At 72.1% G+C, this 19,400-nt stretch carries 18 protein-coding genes and 1 pseudogene; 16 read left to right on the top strand and 3 right to left on the bottom strand.

The window, feature by feature from the left end:
• Nucleotides 1-789: 789 nt before the first annotated feature.
• Nucleotides 790-1,491: a M23 family metallopeptidase gene (locus AHOG_RS11460; RefSeq protein ID WP_093941348.1), complete on the bottom strand. Its 702-nt coding sequence runs from the start codon at nt 1,489-1,491 to the stop codon at nt 790-792.
• An 892-nt stretch (nt 1,492-2,383) separates the two neighbouring features.
• Between AHOG_RS11460 and aroC the strand changes: the two genes are divergently transcribed.
• The 8 genes and pseudogenes from aroC (at nt 2,384) to AHOG_RS11500 (ending at nt 9,542) form a co-directional block, all read left to right on the top strand.
• Entirely contained in the window at nt 2,384-3,571 is a 1,188-nt protein-coding gene (aroC, locus tag AHOG_RS11465) for a chorismate synthase (RefSeq protein WP_093941349.1), read from the top strand.
• Nucleotides 3,568-4,137, top strand: a complete 570-nt coding sequence (locus tag AHOG_RS11470; protein WP_093941350.1) for a shikimate kinase — start codon at nt 3,568-3,570, stop codon at nt 4,135-4,137. The genes aroC and AHOG_RS11470 overlap by 4 nt, the downstream gene beginning before the upstream one ends.
• A 169-nt stretch (nt 4,138-4,306) precedes the next feature.
• Nucleotides 4,307-5,047 carry a lipoprotein gene (locus tag AHOG_RS11475; RefSeq protein ID WP_093941351.1) on the top strand — a complete coding sequence of 247 codons (741 nt, stop codon included), beginning with the start codon at nt 4,307-4,309 and terminating at the stop codon, nt 5,045-5,047.
• Between the two features lie 226 nt (nt 5,048-5,273).
• Entirely contained in the window at nt 5,274-6,383 is a 1,110-nt protein-coding gene (aroB, locus tag AHOG_RS11480; RefSeq protein ID WP_093941352.1) for a 3-dehydroquinate synthase, read from the top strand.
• Entirely contained in the window at nt 6,380-6,814 is a 435-nt protein-coding gene (gene aroQ / locus AHOG_RS11485) for a type II 3-dehydroquinate dehydratase (protein WP_093941353.1), read from the top strand. The genes aroB and aroQ overlap by 4 nt, the downstream gene beginning before the upstream one ends.
• Nucleotides 6,815-6,950: 136 nt before the next feature.
• Nucleotides 6,951-7,244 (top strand): annotated as a pseudogene (locus AHOG_RS30485) (GNAT family N-acetyltransferase); the annotation flags it as partial.
• A 59-nt stretch (nt 7,245-7,303) separates the two neighbouring features.
• Nucleotides 7,304-7,720, top strand: coding sequence for a VOC family protein (locus AHOG_RS29325; RefSeq protein ID WP_157736769.1), 417 nt, complete (start codon nt 7,304-7,306; stop codon nt 7,718-7,720).
• A 133-nt stretch (nt 7,721-7,853) separates the two neighbouring features.
• Complete coding sequence (locus AHOG_RS11500) at nt 7,854-9,542, top strand: glycoside hydrolase family protein (RefSeq protein WP_376700028.1); 1,689 nt, start codon at nt 7,854-7,856, stop codon at nt 9,540-9,542.
• Nucleotides 9,543-10,293: 751 nt separating this feature from the next.
• On the opposite strand, the gene AHOG_RS11505 is transcribed toward AHOG_RS11500, so the two are convergent.
• Nucleotides 10,294-11,265, bottom strand: coding sequence for a glycoside hydrolase family 6 protein (locus AHOG_RS11505; protein WP_093941355.1), 972 nt, complete (start codon nt 11,263-11,265; stop codon nt 10,294-10,296).
• Between the two features lie 240 nt (nt 11,266-11,505).
• Here AHOG_RS11505 and AHOG_RS11510 point away from each other — a divergent pair, with 240 nt between their 5' ends.
• The 3 genes from AHOG_RS11510 to nusB all read left to right on the top strand — a co-directional run bounded on the left by AHOG_RS11510 (nt 11,506) and on the right by nusB (nt 13,702).
• On the top strand, nt 11,506-12,615 hold the full coding sequence (locus AHOG_RS11510) for a M24 family metallopeptidase (protein WP_093944371.1): 1,110 nt from the start codon (nt 11,506-11,508) through the stop codon (nt 12,613-12,615).
• A 104-nt stretch (nt 12,616-12,719) separates the two neighbouring features.
• Nucleotides 12,720-13,283 carry an elongation factor P gene (gene efp / locus AHOG_RS11515; RefSeq protein ID WP_093941356.1) on the top strand — a complete coding sequence of 188 codons (564 nt, stop codon included), beginning with the start codon at nt 12,720-12,722 and terminating at the stop codon, nt 13,281-13,283.
• Nucleotides 13,283-13,702: a transcription antitermination factor NusB gene (gene nusB / locus AHOG_RS11520; RefSeq protein ID WP_093941357.1), complete on the top strand. Its 420-nt coding sequence runs from the start codon at nt 13,283-13,285 to the stop codon at nt 13,700-13,702. Before efp ends, nusB begins: the two co-directional genes overlap by 1 nt.
• Nucleotides 13,703-13,766: 64 nt before the next feature.
• Here the strand turns inward: nusB and bldD are convergent, their stop codons facing one another.
• Nucleotides 13,767-14,255 carry a transcriptional regulator BldD gene (gene bldD / locus AHOG_RS11525; protein ID WP_069848742.1) on the bottom strand — a complete coding sequence of 163 codons (489 nt, stop codon included), beginning with the start codon at nt 14,253-14,255 and terminating at the stop codon, nt 13,767-13,769.
• A 255-nt stretch (nt 14,256-14,510) separates the two neighbouring features.
• Here bldD and pyrR point away from each other — a divergent pair, with 255 nt between their 5' ends.
• The 5 genes from pyrR to carA are packed head-to-tail and all read left to right on the top strand — an operon-like array spanning nt 14,511 to nt 19,162.
• Complete coding sequence (pyrR, locus tag AHOG_RS11530) at nt 14,511-15,167, top strand: bifunctional pyr operon transcriptional regulator/uracil phosphoribosyltransferase PyrR (RefSeq protein WP_093941358.1); 657 nt, start codon at nt 14,511-14,513, stop codon at nt 15,165-15,167.
• A complete protein-coding gene (locus AHOG_RS11535) occupies nt 15,164-16,093 on the top strand; it encodes an aspartate carbamoyltransferase catalytic subunit (RefSeq protein ID WP_093941359.1) in 930 nt (309 codons plus the stop codon). Before pyrR ends, AHOG_RS11535 begins: the two co-directional genes overlap by 4 nt.
• Nucleotides 16,093-17,457, top strand: coding sequence for a dihydroorotase (locus tag AHOG_RS11540; RefSeq protein ID WP_093941360.1), 1,365 nt, complete (start codon nt 16,093-16,095; stop codon nt 17,455-17,457). The genes AHOG_RS11535 and AHOG_RS11540 overlap by 1 nt, the downstream gene beginning before the upstream one ends.
• A complete protein-coding gene (locus AHOG_RS11545; RefSeq protein ID WP_221438362.1) occupies nt 17,439-18,026 on the top strand; it encodes a PH-like domain-containing protein in 588 nt (195 codons plus the stop codon). The genes AHOG_RS11540 and AHOG_RS11545 overlap by 19 nt, the downstream gene beginning before the upstream one ends.
• Nucleotides 18,023-19,162 (top strand): glutamine-hydrolyzing carbamoyl-phosphate synthase small subunit, encoded by a 1,140-nt coding sequence (gene carA / locus AHOG_RS11550; RefSeq protein ID WP_093941361.1) that lies wholly within the window; start codon nt 18,023-18,025, stop codon nt 19,160-19,162. Before AHOG_RS11545 ends, carA begins: the two co-directional genes overlap by 4 nt.
• Nucleotides 19,163-19,400 lie beyond the last annotated feature (238 nt).

Consider the following 19,400-nt stretch of genomic DNA (forward strand, 5'->3'; position numbering starts at 1 on the left):
CGGGCGGCTTCCTGCGGTGCGGTCAGCGGCGTGGGTGTCCTGGCCAGGGCCGTCGCCCCTCGCTGAGACGACGTTCCGGGCCGGCCGCGCTCGAGGAGGTCGCCGTCACGATGGCCGCCGCCGAAAGCCTGTGAGGGCACGTGCGGAGTGTCGTGGACGCTGGGCGATGTCGAGGGCGCGCGGCAGACGTCGGTGTCGGCGACCGGCACCTCGCGTGGGCACCGGTACGGCCTCGCGGCACCGGTGTCTCGGAGTGCGTTGGGACGCAGGCGTGCCCGCGCCGGCCGAGAAGCCGCGTGTCGGCCTGCGCCGATCGGGCGTCAGCGGACGCCCTGCACAGCGGGCCGGCAGCATTGCGTAATTTGGAACGAACTCCATCGTCACTTCAGTGTCGACGAAATTCGATCGTGGACGCATCGGGATCGACCGACCGCATTGATCCCTGGCGGATGTGAACGTCGAGAAGGGAGCGGCGCCCGTACCCGCCAAGACCTGACCAGCTCGGCGGACTCCTGCCCATCGGCCGACCCGGTCGCTGGTGATCGGCGAACCTGTGCTGTCCTCGGTGTGGGGCGGCTGGTCACCTGTGCTCGCGATGGCGGATGCCTCCTGACCGGAGACGCCGGTCAGGGACGGCGGCCGATGGCGAGGCGCCCGGGGGGCGCAGCACTCGGAGGTGCTCGCTGATACGGCGGGCTGAGTGCGGGCGGGGTATGGGTCGACGCCCGCTGGTGGCCAGCGGGCGTCGGCGGGTGGTGGCTGTGTGCCTGTGCCGTGCGGGGGCGGGTGTTACTGGAGGGTGATGCCGCGTTCGGCGAGCCACGGCTGGGGGTCGATCTTCTGGCCGTTGACGGCGACCTCGAAGTGAAGGTGAGGCCCGGTGGACTGGCCTCGGTTGCCGATGGTGGCGATCTGCTGGCCTGCGGTCACCTCCTGCCCGACCTCGGCGGTGAAGGTGTCGACGTGGCCGTAGACGGTGATGGTGCCGTCGGGGGCCTGGACGCGGACCCACTGGCCGAAGCCGGTGGCCGGGCCCGCGTTGATGACGGTGCCGTCGGTGGCGGCCACCACGGGCGTGCCGATGGGGTTGGCGATGTCGACGCCGTAGTGGGTGGTACCCCAGCGGGAGCCGAAGCCGGAGGTGAAGGTGCCCTCGGCGGGCTTGACGAAGTCCGGTGCCTCGGCGGCGGCCTGCTCGGCTGCGACGCGGTCGGCCTCGGCCTTGGTGTCGTGGACCAGCTCGGTCAACCCTCTGGCCGGGTTCTCGTAGAACGCGGGCAACGAGGAGGACTGTGTCTGCTCGGCGTGACCGGTGCCGGGGTCGTCCTGGGCGCCCGCCATGGGCTGGCCGCTCAGCAGGAACGCGCCGGTCAACACGGAGGCCAGCACGGCCTTGCCCGCGCCGCGGCCACGGCGGGCCGCGCGAGCGGCGCCGTCGGCGCCGATGATGCTGGTGGTGGGGGTGGTGAACAGCCCGGAGAAACGGGGCATGAACGAACCTTTCCTGATGCGTCTCGGGGGATACGGCCACGGGCCACCAGCGGCCGACCGGGGGATCGGCCCGCCCCGCACGCATCCCTCGTGAATCGAGGGGGGCGGGGTGTCGCTCTTCGTCGTGACCAGACCGTGACGTGCACCAGCGAAGGTAGGCGCCGCTCACCCACCGCAGCCAACATCTGTGACCCGCCACCCACCCCGACCGTCCTGACACCCCGAGATCTCCACTCAGCGTCACCACTCCAGGCCACACCGCCGCTCCGTCACCCACACCTCCGAACACCGCGCATCCCCTTAACCCGCTCCGGCGGTTCTCCAGGCCGGTGACGGTGACACCCGGCCGTCACCACGAGACGTCAATCGCCCCGCCGGTCTCACCGGCACCTCTCGACGGCCGACCCCGCACACAGACACTCCCCGCCAGGCGCGCACGCCCACCGGGGCGCCGGCACCAGACCTGACCCCCTGGACGCCCAAGCGCCCAGGCTCAAGCCCGCGGGGAGAGGGCAGGCATGCAGAGACGTGGGGATCCCAGGCCCGCGGGAGCTGGCCCCCGCTCCGCAGGCCTCCGCTCCGCAGGCGCCCAGGCCTGCAGGCCCCCGTTCCGGCAGGCCCCCGTTCCGGCAGGCCCCCGGTCCCCGCAGGCGCCCGGTCCGGCTGGTGCCCGGTCCGGCTGGTGCCCGGTCCGGCTGGTGCCCGGTCCGGCTGGTGCCCGGTCCGGCTGGTGCCCGGTCCGGCTGGTGCCGAGACATCGCGACATCTCGTGGGGCGGGCCCATGGCGCCCCGGGGCGGCGTGCGACACGGCGGGGCCCGGCCGTCTCCGTCCCGGACGGTGACCTCGCCCGGTCAGGGTGCGGCGGTCGGCGACGTGGGAGGATTCGGCGCGTGTTGCGTTGGATGACCGCAGGTGAGTCGCACGGGCCCGCGCTGGTCGCGGTGATGGAGGGAATGGTGGCGGGGGTCGAGGTGACCACCGCCGACATGACCACGCAGTTGGAGCGTCGCAGGCTCGGCTTCGGCAGAAGCCCCAGGATGGCCTTCGAGGTCGATGAGCTCGAGGTCATCGGGGGCGTGCGGCACGGGATCACGCAGGGCGGCCCGGTCGCGGTCCGGATCGGGAACACCGAGTGGCCGAAGTGGCGGCAGGTGATGGCTGCCGACCCGGTCGACGAGGCGGAGCTGGCGGGCATGGCGCGTAACGCGCCGCTGACGAGGCCGCGGCCCGGGCACGCGGATCTCGCGGGCATGCAGAAGTACGGCTTCGACGAGGCCCGCCCCGTGCTGGAGCGGGCCAGCGCCCGGGAGACGGCGGCGCGGACGGTGCTCGGCACGGTGGCGGCCCGCTTCCTGGACCAGGTGCTGGGTGTCCGGGTGATCAGTCACGTCGTCTCCATCGGAGCCGCGGCCTCCGAGGGGCATCCGGTGCCGCTGCCCGATGACCTGCCCGCGATCGACGAGCATCCGGTGCGGTCCTTCGATCAGGCGGCGGGGGAGGCGATGATGGCCGAGGTCGAGTCCGCCAAGCAGGACGGCGACACCCTCGGCGGGGTCATCGAGGTGTTGGCCTACGGTCTGCCGCCCGGCCTGGGCTCGCACGTGCACTGGGACCGCCGCCTGGACGCTCGGCTCGCCGGCGCGTTGATGGGTGTGCAGGCGATGAAGGGCGTGGAGATCGGCGACGGCTTCACCACGGCTCGTCGCCGGGGCAGCGCGGCGCACGACGAGATCGATCCGGCGGACGGGCCGACCTGGGTGCGGCGCCGGAGCAATCGGGCGGGCGGCCTGGAAGGCGGCATGACCAATGGCGAGCCGCTGCGGGTGCGGGTCGCCATGAAGCCGATCTCGACGGTGCCTCGGGCCCTGGCGACGATGGACGTGTCCACCGGTGAGCCGGCGGTGGCCATCCACCAGCGGTCCGACATCTGCGCGGTGCCTCGGGCCGGGGTGGTGGTCGAGTCCGTCGTCGCCCTGGTGTTGGCGGACGCGGTGTTGGAGAAGTTCGGGGGCGACTCCGTCGCCGAGACCCGCCGCAACGCCGAGGGATATCTGCGGGAACTGGAGGAGCGGCGATGAGCGGAACCAGGCCGATCGTGCTCGTCGGGCCGCCCGGCGCAGGGAAGTCCACCACCGGGCGCCTGCTGGCGGAGCGGCTCGGCGTCGACTTCCTCGACGTCGACGAGTACATCGAGCAGCGGGCCGGGCAGACCGTGGCCGAGATCTTCACGGGCGAGGGCGAGGCGGCCTTTCGCTCCTGGGAGCGGGACGCGGTTCGCCGTTGCCTTGCGGAGCGGTCCGGGGTGCTGGCTCTCGGTGGGGGCGCGGTGCTCGCCGACGACACCAGGGGACTGCTGCGCGGCCACACGGTGGTCTTCCTGAACGTGGGGATGGCGGAGGGCGTTCGGCGCACCGGGCTGTCCACCGCGCGTCCGCTGTTGGCGGGCCTCAATCCGAGGGCGACCTTCAAAGCCCTGCTGGACGCGAGGCTGCCCCTGTATCGCGAGGTGGCCACGGTGGAGATCCCCACCGACCGGCAGGGCCCGAGCGAGGTGGCGGCGGCTGTGCTCGCCGCGCTCGCCGGGGACGACACCCGGGTCGACGCTTCCGTACAATCGGACGCTTCTGCTGCCCGAACGGACTAGTCGCCCGCCTGATCGGGTGACCAGACGGGCGGGGCCTCGGTCACCCGATCAGGCGAGCGTGTGCTGCCGACCGGATGGATTGTCCGCGAGGGCGACAACCCGGCGGGGTCGCGATACGTCGACTTGGTCAACGCCTGCCAGTCGGGCGGGCTGACCGAGAAGAGACGCCATGAACCACCGAGACGGCACGCCGTCCACACTGCTGATCGTCCTGTTTCTCGGCGCCGCGCTGGTCACGGGCTGCACGGCCGGATCACCCGCGGACGCGGGCCCGACCGCCTCAGCAGGCCCGACCGACCCCACCAGCGGCTCGCCGCCGTCACCCGTCGACCCGAGCGGTGACACCGATGAGCTCGACGGTCCGATTCCGTCGTCGGGTACGGAGGGACCGAGTCTGCCGCCCGCGGGCGGTGCCGCGTCGCCGGGGGAGACCGCCGCCGCGGGCGTCCAGGTCGGTGACACGGGCAGCCCGTGTCCGCTGCCGGTCACCCTCACCGCGGCGCGGGACTGGGAGGTCACCGACGTCACCGACCTCCAGCTGGTGTTGCACGGGCTCGTTCCGCTCTGCGAGCTTCACGGTCGTCACGCGGGCGTCTTCGGTTCGATCCGGGTGAACAGTCCGGCGGACCCGGGCCTCGGCGCCGCCGCGGCGCTCGACGCCTACGCCGCCGAAGAGGTGGAGGGCAGGCCCGAGATCGCCGAGGTCCTCGTCGACGGCCGGCCCGCCGTCGAGATGTCCCTGTCGCGGGCGGGCGAATGGAATCGCACGGAGCGCGCCCTGGCCGTCGAGACCGAGGAGGGCACGATCGTGATCACGCTCACCGGGCTCGACCAGGCGGATTTCGAGTCGAGTCTCCCCGCCTACCGGCTGGCGTTGAACACCCTGCGGGTCACCGGCCGACCGGGGTGAGACCGACGGTCGTCGGTGGTGGGATGCTGGTCCGCAGTCCGGGGACACCCAGAAGCCCGGGGACACCCAGAAGCCCGGGGACACCAGACGCCCGACGAGACCACCAGCCTGTGCACCCGGGTCCCCGTGGGGTCCTGCCGCGAGGCGGCCCGGCCCGCGGGTTCGTGCGGCTCGGTTCGCGTCGTCCGCGGGTCCCGCTGTTCGAGACCACGTGCTGAGGAGCGCAATGTCAGATCCGATCCGGATTCGCGTCGCCACCGAGCGTCCCTACGAGGTGGTGATCGGCACCGGCCTGCTCGGCGAACTCGTGGAGACGCTGCGGTCCGCGTCGTCGGTGGCGATCGTGCACCAGCCGACCCTGACCGCCACCGCCGAATCGCTGCGGGACGAACTCGTCGCGGCGGGGCTCGACGCGCATCGCGTGGAGGTCCCCGACGCGGAGGACGGCAAGAGCCTCGCGGTGGCCGGGTTCTGCTGGGAGGTGCTCGGCAAGATCGGCATGGACCGCAACGGGGTCGTCGTGTCCGTCGGCGGCGGTGCGGTGACCGATCTCGCCGGCTTCGTCGCCGCGACGTGGATGCGGGGCGTCCGGGTGGTGCACGTGCCGTCCACGCTGCTGGCGATGGTCGACGCGGCCGTCGGCGGCAAGACCGGCATCAACACCGAGGCGGGCAAGAACCTGGTCGGGGTCTTCCACGAGCCCGCCGCGGTCCTGGTGGATCTCGCGACACTGGAGAGCCTGCCGCGCAACGAACTGCTCGCGGGAATGGCGGAGGTCGTCAAGGCGGGCTTCATCGCGGATCCGGTGATCCTCGACCTCGTCGAGCGGGACGCCGACGCCGCAACCGATCCGGCGGGTCCGGTCCTGGCCGAGCTGGTGCGCAGGGCGATCCAGGTGAAGGCCGACGTCGTGTCGGCCGATCTGCGCGAGTCGAGTCTCCGGGAGATCCTGAACTACGGACACACCCTGGGCCACGCCGTCGAGCGTCGCGAGCGCTACCGCTGGCGCCACGGCGCGGCGGTCTCGGTCGGCATGATGTTCGCCGCCGAGTTGGCCCGGCTGGCGGGCAGGCTCAGCGATGCCGACGTGACCAGGCACCGCGACGTGCTCTCCGCGTTGAGCCTGCCGGTCAGCTATGACCCGGACGCGCTCGCCACGCTGGTCGAGACGATGCGCCGGGACAAGAAGACGCGGTCGGGGGTGCTGCGGTTCGTGGTCTTGGACGGCATCGGCAGGCCGGGACGGCTTGAGGGCCCCGACCCCTCGCTGCTCGCCGCCGCCTACTCGGCGATCAGCGGGGAGCCGACGCGGTCGGGCGGGAGCATCCTGCTGTGAACGTGCTGGTCCTCAACGGCCCCAACCTCGGCAGGCTCGGCCTTCGTGAGCCCGGGGTGTACGGCTCCACCACCTACGCCGAGCTCGTCGCCCTGTGCGAGCGGACCGGCGCCGAACTCGGCCTCCAGGTGACCGTTCGTCAGACCGACCACGAGGGGGAGATGATCGGCTGGCTGCACGAGGCCGCCGACGCGAACACTCCGGTGGTGCTCAACGCGGCGGCCTGGACGCACTACTCCATCGCCGTCCGCGACGCCTGTGCTCAACTGGCCGCGCCGTGGGTGGAGGTGCACATCTCGAACGTGCACCGCAGGGAGGCGTTCCGTGCGCACAGTCACCTGTCGGCGCTGGCGGACGGCGTGATCGTCGGCCTCGGCGTCTCCGGATACCCGCTCGCGCTGCGCTGGCTGGCCGAGCACGCGGCGAGCTGAGGCTCGGGCGATGGTCGAACTGCGCACCGAGCGGCTGACGCTGCTTCCGCTGTCCGAGTGGGCGTGACGATGCTCGCCCCGCTCCTCGCCGGAACCGAGCTTCGATCGGCACCGCAGGTAAGCTCCGGCGACGAGGATTCGGTGCGCCGGCTGCTGCGAGAACGGATCGAATGCTCGGCCCCGGTGGGAATGGGTGACTGGGTCGTCTGCGGGCAGACCGGCGGGGCTCAGCAGCCTGCGTCCCTCATCGACGCTGCCCGACGGGCTGCCCGAGATCGGGTGGCTGCCGGCCGGAGAGCCTCGGGGGCGAGGCATCGCGACCGAGGCCGCGTCGGCGGTGCTGCGACATGCGTTCCATCGGCCGGAACTGCCGTCGGTGTGGTCCCTGCGCGTGCCGGACGACCTCGCGGGCGCGCGGCCGGCCCGACGGCTGGGCTTCGTCGAGGTGGGACGCAGGCTCTCCGACGGGGTCGACCTCACGGTGGCGGTGTGCCGGGCGCCGCCCGCGGGCCTGCTCACCTGGAGGTGTGGGTCGAGGATCTCGACCGTGCGCGGCACAGCCTGGGTTGGCTGCTCGGCGAGCTGGGCTGGGTCGAGTACCAGCGCTGGTCGCGCGGGATCAGCTGGCGCCACGGCGGCACCCACCTGATCGCCGAGCACTCGCCCGCCGTCCGGCCGGGCGGCCACGATCGTCTCCGCCCCGGAATGAATCACCTCGCGCTGCGGGTGCCGGACGCCGAGGAGATGCATCGTCTCGCCGAGCGGGCCGGGACGCGGGGCTGGCGGCTGCTGTTCCCCGAGGTGCATCCCTACGCGGGCGGCCCGATGCACCTCGCCGCCTATCTGGAGGACCCCGACGGCGTCGAGGTCGAGTTGGTGGTCGATCCCGGGCGCACCGCGCGGTAGCCTCCCGCGGTGCTGCCGCCGTCGACCGGCGGCGTCACTCCGACGGTGGAGCGACTGCATCCGCTCGGTCGTTGATCTCTACACTGTCTGGTGCCCGGCGCTCCGTTCTCGGGCCTGCACGGCATCGATCACGATGCCCTCACGGGGAGGTCAGCCTACGGTGCGTGGTTCACCGGTCGGCGGGCGTTCGGCAGCAGCTTCGGTCGTACCGCGCGTCTCGACGTTGCTCTTGGCCCTCGTGGTGCTCGCCGGCTGCACCGGTGCGCAGGGCGCCGATCGGGACGGTGCCGCGGAGCGGTCGGACGGCTGGTTCAGCGGCGGCGACCCGGACGCCGACTCGACGGAGCCCGCCGAGTCGGCCGAACCGGTGCGGCTCGCCGTCGACGGAGTCAGGGGGAGCCCCACGCCGGTCCTCGCGGGCGACCACCGGGCCCCCTACAACTACGGGCCGACCGTGCTGCTCGACGACGGTCGGTATCGAGCCTGGTGGTGCAGCCAGCTCCCGGGCGTCGGCCCGCCCGGCGACGACGTGCTCTACGCCGAGGCGGCCGAGCCGGGCGGGCCTTATGCGACCTCCACGGGATCGCCCGCCGAGGCCGTCTTCACCGGGCTGCCGGGCGCCTTCGACGGCATGCACACCTGCGACCCGTCCGTGCTCAAGGTCGAGGACTCCTACTACCTCTACTACACGGGTGCGGCGGGCGACCACAACGACGGCAACGGCGTCGGCGTCGCGCACAGCTCCGACGGGATCACGTGGTCGAGGCTGGGTGACGGCAAACCGGTGGTCAGCGCGTCCTACGACGTGACGCGGGACAACACCTACGGCGCGGGCCAGCCCGCGGCGGTCTACCTGGACGACTGGTTCTACCTGATGTTCACCGACACGACCGGTGCGGCGGCGGGGTGGAACGGCGCGGGCCAGTTCGTGCTGCGGGCGAGGGACCCGCTGTTCACGGACGGGCTGCAGACGCTCACGGACGCGGGCTTCGTGCCCGCCGCCTCGACCGAGGACACCCGTTCCTTCTCGGTCGTGGACGCCTTCAGCGCCGATCTGATGTGGGTGGACGCCCTGCAGAGCTTCGTGATCGCGCATCAGACCGACTCGGGGACCAGCCTGACCTTCTGGGACCGCGAGTTCCGGGGCAGTCCCTACGAGCGGCTCGTCGTGGAGGGGCCCTGGCGCGAGGGGCCGGGTCTGGTCCGGGAGGGCGGCGGGCACGCTCCGGTGTCGCGGGCGGACCCCTGCGGTCGGGTCCCCTTCGACGTGCTGCGGGCGACCACGGAGGTCACCGCGCCGACCGGTATCGCGCATTTCGGCCTCGACGTGGTGGACGCCGACGGCTGCCGAGACGCCCGGCGCGCGGCGAGCGTGTTGAACGGCTTCGCGGTGCCCGCGTCGGATCGGACGATGGATCTGGTGTTCGGCGGGGAGCGCATCCGCGTCGAGCGACGCTCGGTGGCCGAGAGGCTCGCCGTCGGCGTCCTGGAGGAGCGGGTCCCCGCCGTGGAGGAGCTGCCGATCGTCGCCGAACTCACCGCGGGCCTTCCCGCGGTGCAGGCCGAGGACGAGCCGGTCGGGCTGGTGACGGGCGACCGGCTCTGGGTGGTGGGCGATCAGGAGGTCGCGGAGCTGAACGGCTCTCGGATCACGCGGATCACTCCCCAGGAGTGGGCGGCCCACGACCACGTGCGCGACCTGCGACGCGGGGCGAGCAGGCCTAGCGGCAGGCACGCCGGGGCACGGCGGAGCGCGCCCAACGCGGCTTCCGCGACCGCGCCGATCGGGCGCGGTCGACGACGCGGACGAGCTGAGCGCTGAGCGTTCCTTCGCCGCCGGCAGGGTCTGCGCCGTCGGTCGGGGCGGCATGCACGCTGCGATCTCCGGGGGTCCGCCCTCGATCGCCGCTCGGTACGTCGTACGTCGTGGGGGACGGCGACGTGCGGTGCGGTGATGTGCCTCGGCGGTGACATGCCGGTCCACGCCCGCGCCCGCCGAGCACCGCCGCGCCGCGGCGGAACCCGCGGCGAATGCCGATCTCGAACCCGGCGGGCGTCGCGGAGTCCGGTCGTCTTCCGCCGGCCCCGCTCGTCGGGCCCGGGAGGGGAAGGCGGAGCCGCGGCCGCGTCGTGGCGAGGCCGCCTCGCGACGGTCCCCGCAGGTGTGCAGGCGGGCGTGTCCGTCGTCTGTCTCCGACGCTCGTCGGGACACGGACCCTCGGCCTGATCGCGGGGCCCTCGCCTGCCCGGACCCCGCGATCCGACCGTCCGAGCCCGACGGTCCGCGACGGCTTCGTCCGCCAGGACCGTCGAACGTAGGGCCGGGTCGGCGGCGGACGACGACCGCCTACCGCCTGCCTGCCGCCGCGGCGGCGGCCGCGAGCCGAGGCGGCGTTCGAGCGGCGGCAGCGGGGACCGTGCTCGCCCGCACCCGGCGGGTTCGACCGCCCCCGGCCGTCCGTGCCCGTGGGACCGTGTCCGTCAGTCCGTGCCTGTTGATCCGCGCCCGCCCACTCGCGCCCGCTCGCTCATGCTCCCGCCCGCACTCGTGGTGCCGCGAAGCCGTCACCGGGTCAGTGCCCGGCCGGTCCCGCCGCCATCGCGAGGTCGTAGGCCAGCTGCGGCACGAACTGGCCCGCGGGTGCCGCGCAGCCGTCGGCCTCGCCGGGCAGCTTGACCCACAGGAAGGCGTCGATGGTCGCATCGCCGGTGTCGGTGGTGCTCGGCGTCCCGATGGCCCGGCCTGCCGGATCGCACCACTCCGAGCCCGCCGGTCCGTTGCCGTTACGGCTGGTGTCGATCACCGCGCCGAGTCCGGGCACGCCGGTGGCCGCCAGCACCGCCTTGGCGTAGGCCGTCTCGTCGGCCGTCCAGCGGTAGTTCGACACGTTCGTCGCGATGCCCGCCGCTCCGTCGGCGATCCCCGCCGCGGTGAGCCGGGCGGCCATCTCGGCGGGTGGGTGCCATGCCGAGTGGGAGGCGTCGAGATAGACGTCGGCCTGCGCGGAGCCCGAGGTGAGCGTGGCGACCGTGTGACGGATCGACGCGGTGACCTCGGCCTGTTCGGCCTCGTTCATGCAGGAGTCCATCAGCGCCAGCACGTCAGGCTCGACGACGATCGTCGCGGGGCGGCCGTCGAGCCCCTCGGCGACGCGGTCGACCCACGCCCGGTAGGCGGCGTGGTCGGGCGCGCCGCCGCCGCTGTGATTGCTGCAGTCCCGGTTGGGGATGTTGTAGACGACCATGATCGGCGTCTGCCCCGCGGCCTGGGCCGCGCCGACGAGCTCGTCGACCTGGGCGGTGACGGCAGCCGGGTTGTGCTGGGTGAACCACTGGGCCTGGGGGACGGAGGCGATGCGCTCGCCGATCACGGCGGCGCGCCCGTCGCCGGGGTTCGCCGCCACCCACTGCGCGGCATTGGTCGTCGGGTTGACGTAGAAGGTGTCGTCGGCCTGCTGCGCGGCGGCCGAGGGCGCGATGCCGCCGATCGCCGCCGCGGTCAACAGCGCGCTCAGTGTCGCGCCGACCAGGGTCCTGCTGGTCATGCTCTCTCCTCGTCGTCGGTGGTGCACGGGTCACGTCGGTGGTGCACGGGCCCGATCTCGATGGCTGTGAGCGCTCCCAGACATCACCAGGTTACGATCCGATCTCGCCGGTGGGGCATCCGCTCAGCGGCCGATCCGCTGCGCCGAACGGCGTAATCGCTCCGAGTCGCCGCGTGCGCTCGAGTGTCGAGGCAGCCGAGACGCCGTCCTGCGGCCCCGAGGCCTCTTATGCTGCCTGCCATGCCCGAAACCCACTCTCGCCGCCGCGAGGCGCTGCGTACCCTGCTCCGCACCGCGAACCTGGACGCGATGCTGGTGACCGACCTGCTCAACGTCCGTTACCTCACCGGGTTCACCGGGTCCAACGCCGCGCTGCTGGTGCATGCCGAGGACACCCCGATCGCCGAGACGCGCACCACGTTCTGCACCGACGGGCGCTACCTCACCCAGGCCGGTGCGCAGGTTCCCGACCTGGAGCGCGTGATCGAGCGAGCCTCCGCCACCGCGCTGGCCGCGCGGTCGGGCTCCGAGGCCGCAGCGCATCGCCGCACCGGCTTCGAGAGTCACAAGGTGACCGTCGACGCGCTCGACGTCCTGGCGGGCGCCGCCGAGGGCGTCGACCTGGTGCGGAGCCCGGGTCTGGTGGAACAGCTGCGGCTGATCAAGGACGACGAGGAGGTCGAGGCTCTGCGGATGGCCTGCGCCGCGGCCGACCGGGCATTGGCTGAGCTGCTGGCCGCCGACGGGCTGCGGGCCGGGCGCACCGAGATCGAGGTGGCACGTGACCTCGAGGCGCGGATGCGCGACAACGGCGCCTCCGGGCCGTCGTTCGAGACGATCGTCGCCGCCGGCGCGAACTCCGCCGTACCGCATCACCGGCCGACCGAGAAGGCGCTTCGGGCAGGCGACCTCATCAAGATCGACTTCGGCGCGCTCGTCGACGGCTATCACTCGGACATGACGCGCACGATGGTGCTCGGCCAGCCTGCCGACTGGCAGCAGGAGCTGTATGAGCTGGTCAGGCTCTCGCAGGCGGCGGGTCGGGGCGCGTTGGCCGTCGACGTGGAGGTACGTGAGGTCGACGCCGCCGCGCGTAAGGTCATCGAGGCCGCAGGCCATGGCGAGGACTTCCTGCATGGTCTCGGTCACGGCGTCGGCCTGGAGGTCCATGAGGCTCCGAGCCTGTCCAAGGCAGGTGACGGTAGACTGATCGCCGGTATGGCCGTCACCGTCGAGCCCGGCGTGTACCTGTCCGGTCGGGGTGGCGTCCGCATCGAGGACACCCTCGTCGTTCGTGACGGCGAGCCGGAGCTCCTCACTCTGACTACGAAGGAACTCGTGGTCGTCTGACGTAGTTCGCGTCGCACCGCCGCAGCCGTCGCAGAGCGGCCGCGGCCCGTCCCTGCACCGGCCCGTCTCCTCGGGCCCACTCGACACCAGGAGAGACCACCACAGTGGCGACCACCAACGACCTCAAGAACGGACTGGTTCTCAACCTCGACGGCCAGCTCTGGACCGTCGTGTCGTTCCAGCACGTCAAGCCAGGCAAGGGCGGCGCCTTCGTGCGCACCACGCTGAAGAACGTGCTCTCCGGCAAGGTCGTGGACAAGACCTTCAACGCGGGCGTGAAGGTCGAGACGGCCAACGTCGACAAGCGCGAGATGACCTATCTCTATCTCGACGGGCGCGATTACGTGTTCATGGACAGCGAGACCTACGAGCAGCTTCCGGTGCCCGGCGAGACCGTCGGCGACGCGGCCAAGTTCATGCTGGAGAACCAGACCGTGGTCGTGGCGGTGCACGAGGGCGTCGCGCTCTACGTGGAGCTGCCCGCCTCGGTGGAACTCGTCGTGAAGCACACCGACCCGGGTCTGCAGGGCGACCGCTCCACCGGCGGCACCAAGCCCGCCGAGCTGGAGACCGGCGCCGAGATCAGCGTCCCCCTGTTCCTCAACAGCGGCGACAAGGTCAAGGTCGACACTCGCGACGGGCGCTACCTGGGCCGCGTGAACTCGTAATGGGTTCGCGCAGCAAAGCCCGCAAGCGCGCGGTCGACCTGCTCTATGAGGCCGACGTCCGTTCTGTGGACCCGATCACCCTGCTCGCCGAGCGGGTGGGCGTGCCGGAGCTGGCCCCGGTCAACGAGTACACGGTCACCCTCGTCGAGGGGGTCACCGAGCATCGGCAGCGGATCGACGAGCTGATCTCGGAGTACGCGGAGGGCTGGACCCTGGCCAGGATGCCCCCGGTGGACCGGGCCGTCCTCCGGCTGGGCCTGTTCGAGCTGCTGTGGTCGGACGAGGTGGACGACAAGGTCGCCATCGACGAGGCCGTGGAACTGGCGAAGACGTTGTCCACGGACAACTCGCCGCGGTTCGTCAACGGCATCCTCGACCGACTGGCCAAGATCGCCGATCGGCTGCGTGCGGCGAGCTGACGCCTCGGGGCGCCGTCATGTCGCACATGACGGCGCCCGAGACGCCTTTCAGCGGACGTGCAGCTCACTCCTCCTTGGCGGGTCGCGCCTCAGGAGGAAGGACCCCCCAGTCGATGAGCTGCTCGGTGAGCTCCCCCGGCGACATGTCATAGATGATCGCGAGCGACCGAAGGTCTTCGGTCCTGATCGAGAGCACCTTGCCGTTGTAGTCGCCTCGTTGGCTCTGGATGGTGGCCGCATAGCGAGCCAGCGGACCGACCTTCTCCGCTGGCAGCTGTTGCAGACGTTCCAGATTGATCACGATCTTCGTGGCGGGCTCCGCACCGGACGGCACCCTGCCCTCCGGAAGCAGTTCCGCCACGGGCACGCCGTAGAAGTCGGCCAGTTCAGCGAGCTTCTGGACGGTGACCGCCCGGTCGCCGCGTTCGTACGAACCGACGACGACGGCCTTCCACCGGCCGCCTGACTTCTGCTCGACCCCATGCAGCGACAGCCCTTGTTGCTGGCGGATCGCGCGGAGCTTGGCGCCCAGCGCCTTGGCGTAGTCGCCCATGTGGCGGTTCTCCGTTTCGTTCGCCCCGTCAGCCTCTAGACAGGTCTGCGGGAATGCCCAGATCAATACGCAGAGTAATGTTCGCTTGCCGTCGTCACCAGGTCAAGCCGGTGAGACTGCTACAGCCGGGCGAGTTTCTGACACCACCCGGAAGATTGACAATCGCACACTGCTACCGTCCGAGCCGTCCGAGACCCTCGGACCCCGACGTCCTTTAACGACCCGTCCAGCGAGGCGGGGAAGGAGGTCCAGACCGTGGCGCCACGCTCAGCACGAGCGGGTGCGGCGGGCTCCGGCGAGCGTGAGCTGCTCGTCGAGGCCGATGTCGCACGCACCATCGCCAGGATGGCCCATCAGATCATCGAGAAGACCGCGTTGGACGCGCCCGACGCCCCGCATGTCGTCCTGCTGGGCATCCCGACCCGGGGCGCCCCGCTGGCCAGGCGGTTGAGTGCCAAGATCGCCGAATTCACCGGTGTGACGATTCCCACGGGAACGGTGGACGTCACCCTCTACCGAGACGATCTTCGCCGTCGGCCGGCCCGCCCGTTGGAGCCGACCAGCCTCCCCGCAGGCGGTCTCGACGACGCGCTGGTGGTGCTCGTCGACGACGTCCTGTTCTCCGGTCGGACCGTGCGTGCCGCACTCGACGCCCTGCGCGACCACGGCAGGCCCGCGGCCGTCCAGCTGGCCGTCCTCATCGACCGAGGCCACCGCGAGCTGCCGATCCGCGCCGACTACGTGGGCAAGAACGTGCCGACGGCGCGCAGCGAGGAGGTCTCGGTCCGACTCGCCGAACTCGACGGTGCGGACGCGGTGCTGCTGCGTCGCCCGGACCCGCGCTCCTCGGACACGGCGGACCCGGTCGGCGACGGCCCCTCCGGCGACGAAGCGGCCGGAGACACTCGATGAGACACCTGCTCTCCATCGCCGACCTCGACGCGCAGGCGGCGAACGCCCTGCTCGACACCGCCGACCGGCTGGAGCAGACGCTGCTCGGCAGGCAGGTGCGCAAACTGCCGACCCTGCGGGGGCGGACCGTCGTCACGGTGTTCTACGAGAACTCCACCCGCACCCGGGTCTCCTTCGAGATCGCGGGCAAGTGGATGAGCGCCGATGTGATCAATGTCTCCATCGGTGCCTCGTCGGTGGGCAAGGGCGAGTCGCTGCGCGACACCGCGCTCACCCTGGCCGCCGCCGGTGCGGACTGCGTGGTCGTCCGGCACCCCGCCTCCGGTGCGGCGCACCGGCTGGCCCGGTGGCTGGCCGACACCGGGGTGGCGGTGGTCAACGCCGGGGACGGCACGCACGAGCACCCCACGCAGGCCCTGCTCGACGCCCAGACCCTTCGGCAACGACTGGGCGACCTCGCCGGTCGGCGCGTCGCGGTGGTGGGCGACGTCCTGCACAGCCGCGTCGCACGGTCGAACGTGCTGCTCCTCACCCTGCTGGGGGCGCGCGTCGTGCTGGTCGCCCCGCCGACCCTGCTGCCCAGCGGGGTCGGGTCGTGGCCGGTGGAGGTCAGCCACGACCTCGACGCCGTGCTCGGCGGCGTCGACGCCGTGATGATGCTGCGTGTTCAGGCGGAACGCATGCACGGCGGCTTCTTCCCCACCGCCCGTGAGTACGCCGTGGGCTACGGCCTGAACCAGCGGCGACTGGACCTGCTCCCCGAGCACGCTCCCGTGCTGCATCCGGGGCCCATGCTGCGCGGCATGGAGATCGGCTCCACCGTCGCGGACTCCGAACGCGCGCTGGTCACCGATCAGGTGCGCAACGGGGTTCACCTGCGTATGGCCGTTCTGTACCACCTCCTGGCCGGAGAGGAGGCCGAGTGATGACCTCGACCGAGAGCGAGTCGTCGTCCGTGCTGCTGCGGGGCGTGCGGCCTTACGGAGAGGGCGAGCCCGTCGACCTGCTCGTGGCGGACGGTCGTATCGCGGCCCTCGACACCGCCGTCGACGCGGGGCGGGCCGAGGTGGTCGACGCGACGGGACTCGTCGCGCTGCCTGGCTTCGTCGACCTGCACACCCACCTGCGAGAGCCGGGACGCGAGGACGCCGAGACCATCGACACCGGTTCGGCCTCGGCCGCCCTCGGTGGTTACACCGCCGTGTTCGCCATGGCCAACACCGACCCGGTGGCCGACAACGCGGTACTGGTCGAGCACGTCTGGCGGCGTGGCCGGGAGGTCGGCCTCGTCGACGTCCATCCGGTCGGCGCCGTCACGGTGGGCCTGGCGGGCGAGCGGCTCGCCGAGCTGGGCGGCATGGCCCGTTCGGCTGCGCGAGTCAGGATGTTCTCCGACGACGGAGTGTGCGTCGACGATCCGCTGCTGATGCGTCGTGCGCTGGAGTACTCCTCGGCCCTTGGCGCGGTGATCGCCCAGCATGCCGAGGAGCCCAGACTGACCGTCGGCGCCCAGGCACACGAGGGGGAGCGGGCCGCGTTGCTGGGTCTCGCGGGCTGGCCCGCGGCTGCCGAGGAGTCGATCGTGGCGCGCGACTGTCTCCTGGCCCATCGCACCGGGGGCCGCCTGCACGTGTGCCATGTCTCCACGGCGGGCACCGTCGAGGTGCTGCGCTGGGCGGCCGGGCCGCTGGCCGCGCTCCCCTCCCAGGCGCCCGGCGGCCGTCCCGGTCGGGTGTCCGCCGAGGTGACACCGCATCACCTGCTGCTCACCGACGAGCGGCTGACCACCTACGATCCGGTGAACAAGGTCAATCCGCCGCTGCGTACCGAGGCGGACACCCTGGCCCTGCGAGCGGCCCTCGCCGACGGCGTCATCGACTGTGTCGCCACGGACCACGCCCCGCACGCCCCGCAGGACAAGGACTGTGAGTGGGCCGCGGCCCGACCAGGCATGCTGGGTCTGGAGACCGCGCTGTCCGTCGTGGTCGAGACCATGGTGAACACCGGGCTGCTGGACTGGCGCGGCGTCGCCAGGGTGATGAGCGAGCGTCCGGCCGAACTGGTCGGCCTGCCCGACCACGGCAGACCGATCGCCGTGGGGGAGCCGGCCTCGCTCGTCCTGATCGATCCGGCGGCGCACTGGACGGTGCGCGGCGCGGAGTCGGCCAGTCTGGCCGACAACACCCCCTTCGAGGGGATGCGGCTGCCCGCTCGGGTGGTGGCGACTATGTTGCGCGGGCGTTTCACCGCGCGGGACGGGAAGGTGCTCCGGTGGATCGACTCCTGTTGACACTGGCCTTTGTGGCGTTCTTCGCACTCTGCGCTTGGGGCATGTGGCGTGGTTGGCACCGACGGGCCGCCGACCAGGCGGGCGTGCTGCCCGCGCTGCCGCAGCCCGCGCCCGAGCTGCTCGACGCGCCCGACGTGCTCCCCGCGCTCACCGGGGTCTACATCGGCACCACCTCGGCGGAGAACTGGCAGGCTCGGATCGTCGCGGGTGACTTCGGTCACCGCTCGGCCGGCGCCCTGCGGCTGGTCGACGAGGGCGTGCTGATCGAGCGGGACGGCGCGACCACCCTGTGGCTGCCCGCCCACGCCCTGCGGTCCGCCAGGATCGACAGCAAGTCCGCGGGCAAGGTCGTCCCCGGCGGCGGTCTGCTCGTGCTGACCTGGCAGCACGGCGACTTCGACCTGGACACCTCGTTTCGTGCGGACGACAAGAGCGACTACGAGAAGTGGGTCGCCCGGCTGAGTGAGAAGGCGGCGCCCGAGGGCGCGGCCTCGGCAGCCGAGCAGGCGGTCGACGGCGCATCGGACACGGCGCCCCAGGCCCCGGACAGGACGGAGGCGGGCAGGTGAGCGGACGGTCCCCGGCGAAGCTGGTGCTGGAGGACGGGCGCGTCTTCGTCGGCAGCGCCTACGGCGGCTTGGGGGAGAGCCTCGGTGAGGTGGTCTTCTCGACCGGGATGACCGGCTATCAGGAGACGCTCACCGATCCCTCGTACCACCGGCAGATCGTGGTGCAGACGGCGCCGCAGATCGGCAACACGGGCTGGAACGACGAGGACGACGAGTCCGGCCGCATCTGGGTGGCGGGCTACGTCGTGCGTGATCCCAGCCGGTCGCCCTCCAACTGGCGGTCGCGCCGCACGCTGGCCGAGGAGCTGGCCAGTCAGGGCGTCGTCGGGATCGCCGACGTCGACACGCGCACGCTCACCCGACACATCCGCGAGCGCGGTGCCATGCGGGCGGGCGTGTTCTCCGGAGCCGGCCTCGCCCCCGACGACGAACTGCTGGCCAGGGTTCGGGCGGCCGCGCCGATGACGGGCGCCGACCTGGCGGGCGACGTCAGCACCGCGGCGCCGTACGTCGTTCCGGCGGTCGGAGAGCGGCGGTTCACCGTCGCCGCCGTCGACCTGGGCATCAAGTCCAACACGCCCAGGATGCTGGCCCGGCTCGGCGTCGAGGTCCACGTCCTCCCGGTGAGCTCGTCCTTCGAGGACGTCCTCGCGATCGAGCCCGACGGGATGTTCCTCTCCAACGGCCCGGGCGACCCGGCCACCGCGGACCATCCGGTGGCGCTGACCAGGGCGGCGTTGGAACGTGAGCTGCCGCTGTTCGGCATCTGCTTCGGCAACCAGATCCTCGGCCGTGCCCTGGGCCTGGGCACCTACAAGCTCCCGTACGGGCACCGAGGCATCAACATCCCGGTCGTCGACGCCGTCACCGGCCGAGTGGCCATCACCGCGCAGAACCACGGGTTCGCGGTGGCGGGGGAGCCCGGCGCCCGGTTCGACACCGACTTCGGTGCCGCCATGGTGAGCCACCACTGCCCCAACGACGGGTCGGTGGAGGGGCTGCGGTGCGTGGACGCCCCGGCCTTCAGCGTGCAGTACCACCCCGAGGCCGCCGCGGGTCCGCATGACGCCGCCGGCCTGTTCGACGACTTCGTCGACCTGATGTCCACCCGCTCCGTCTCCGTGTCGAGACGTTGACCACGGGCCCCCGGGACGCTCCACGGTGCCTCCCGGGGGCGTGTCGGGCCCCTTCCCGCGATGTCGAGCCTGCGACGCGGCAGGCGTCGGCGCCGTCCCCCGGTGTCGGCGACGCGATCGTGCCGTCGGCCTACCGTGCCGACTCGGTGCGCCGCCGCTGTTCGCGGTCGCCCGCCGACGAATCGCGGCCCGCGGCGGTGGGCGCCGCGGGCGTGCACCGTGTCCAAGAGCGTTCAAG

The sequence above is a fragment of the Actinoalloteichus hoggarensis genome, assembly GCF_002234535.1.
Taxonomy (GTDB): Bacteria; Actinomycetota; Actinomycetes; order Mycobacteriales; family Pseudonocardiaceae; genus Actinoalloteichus_A; species Actinoalloteichus_A hoggarensis.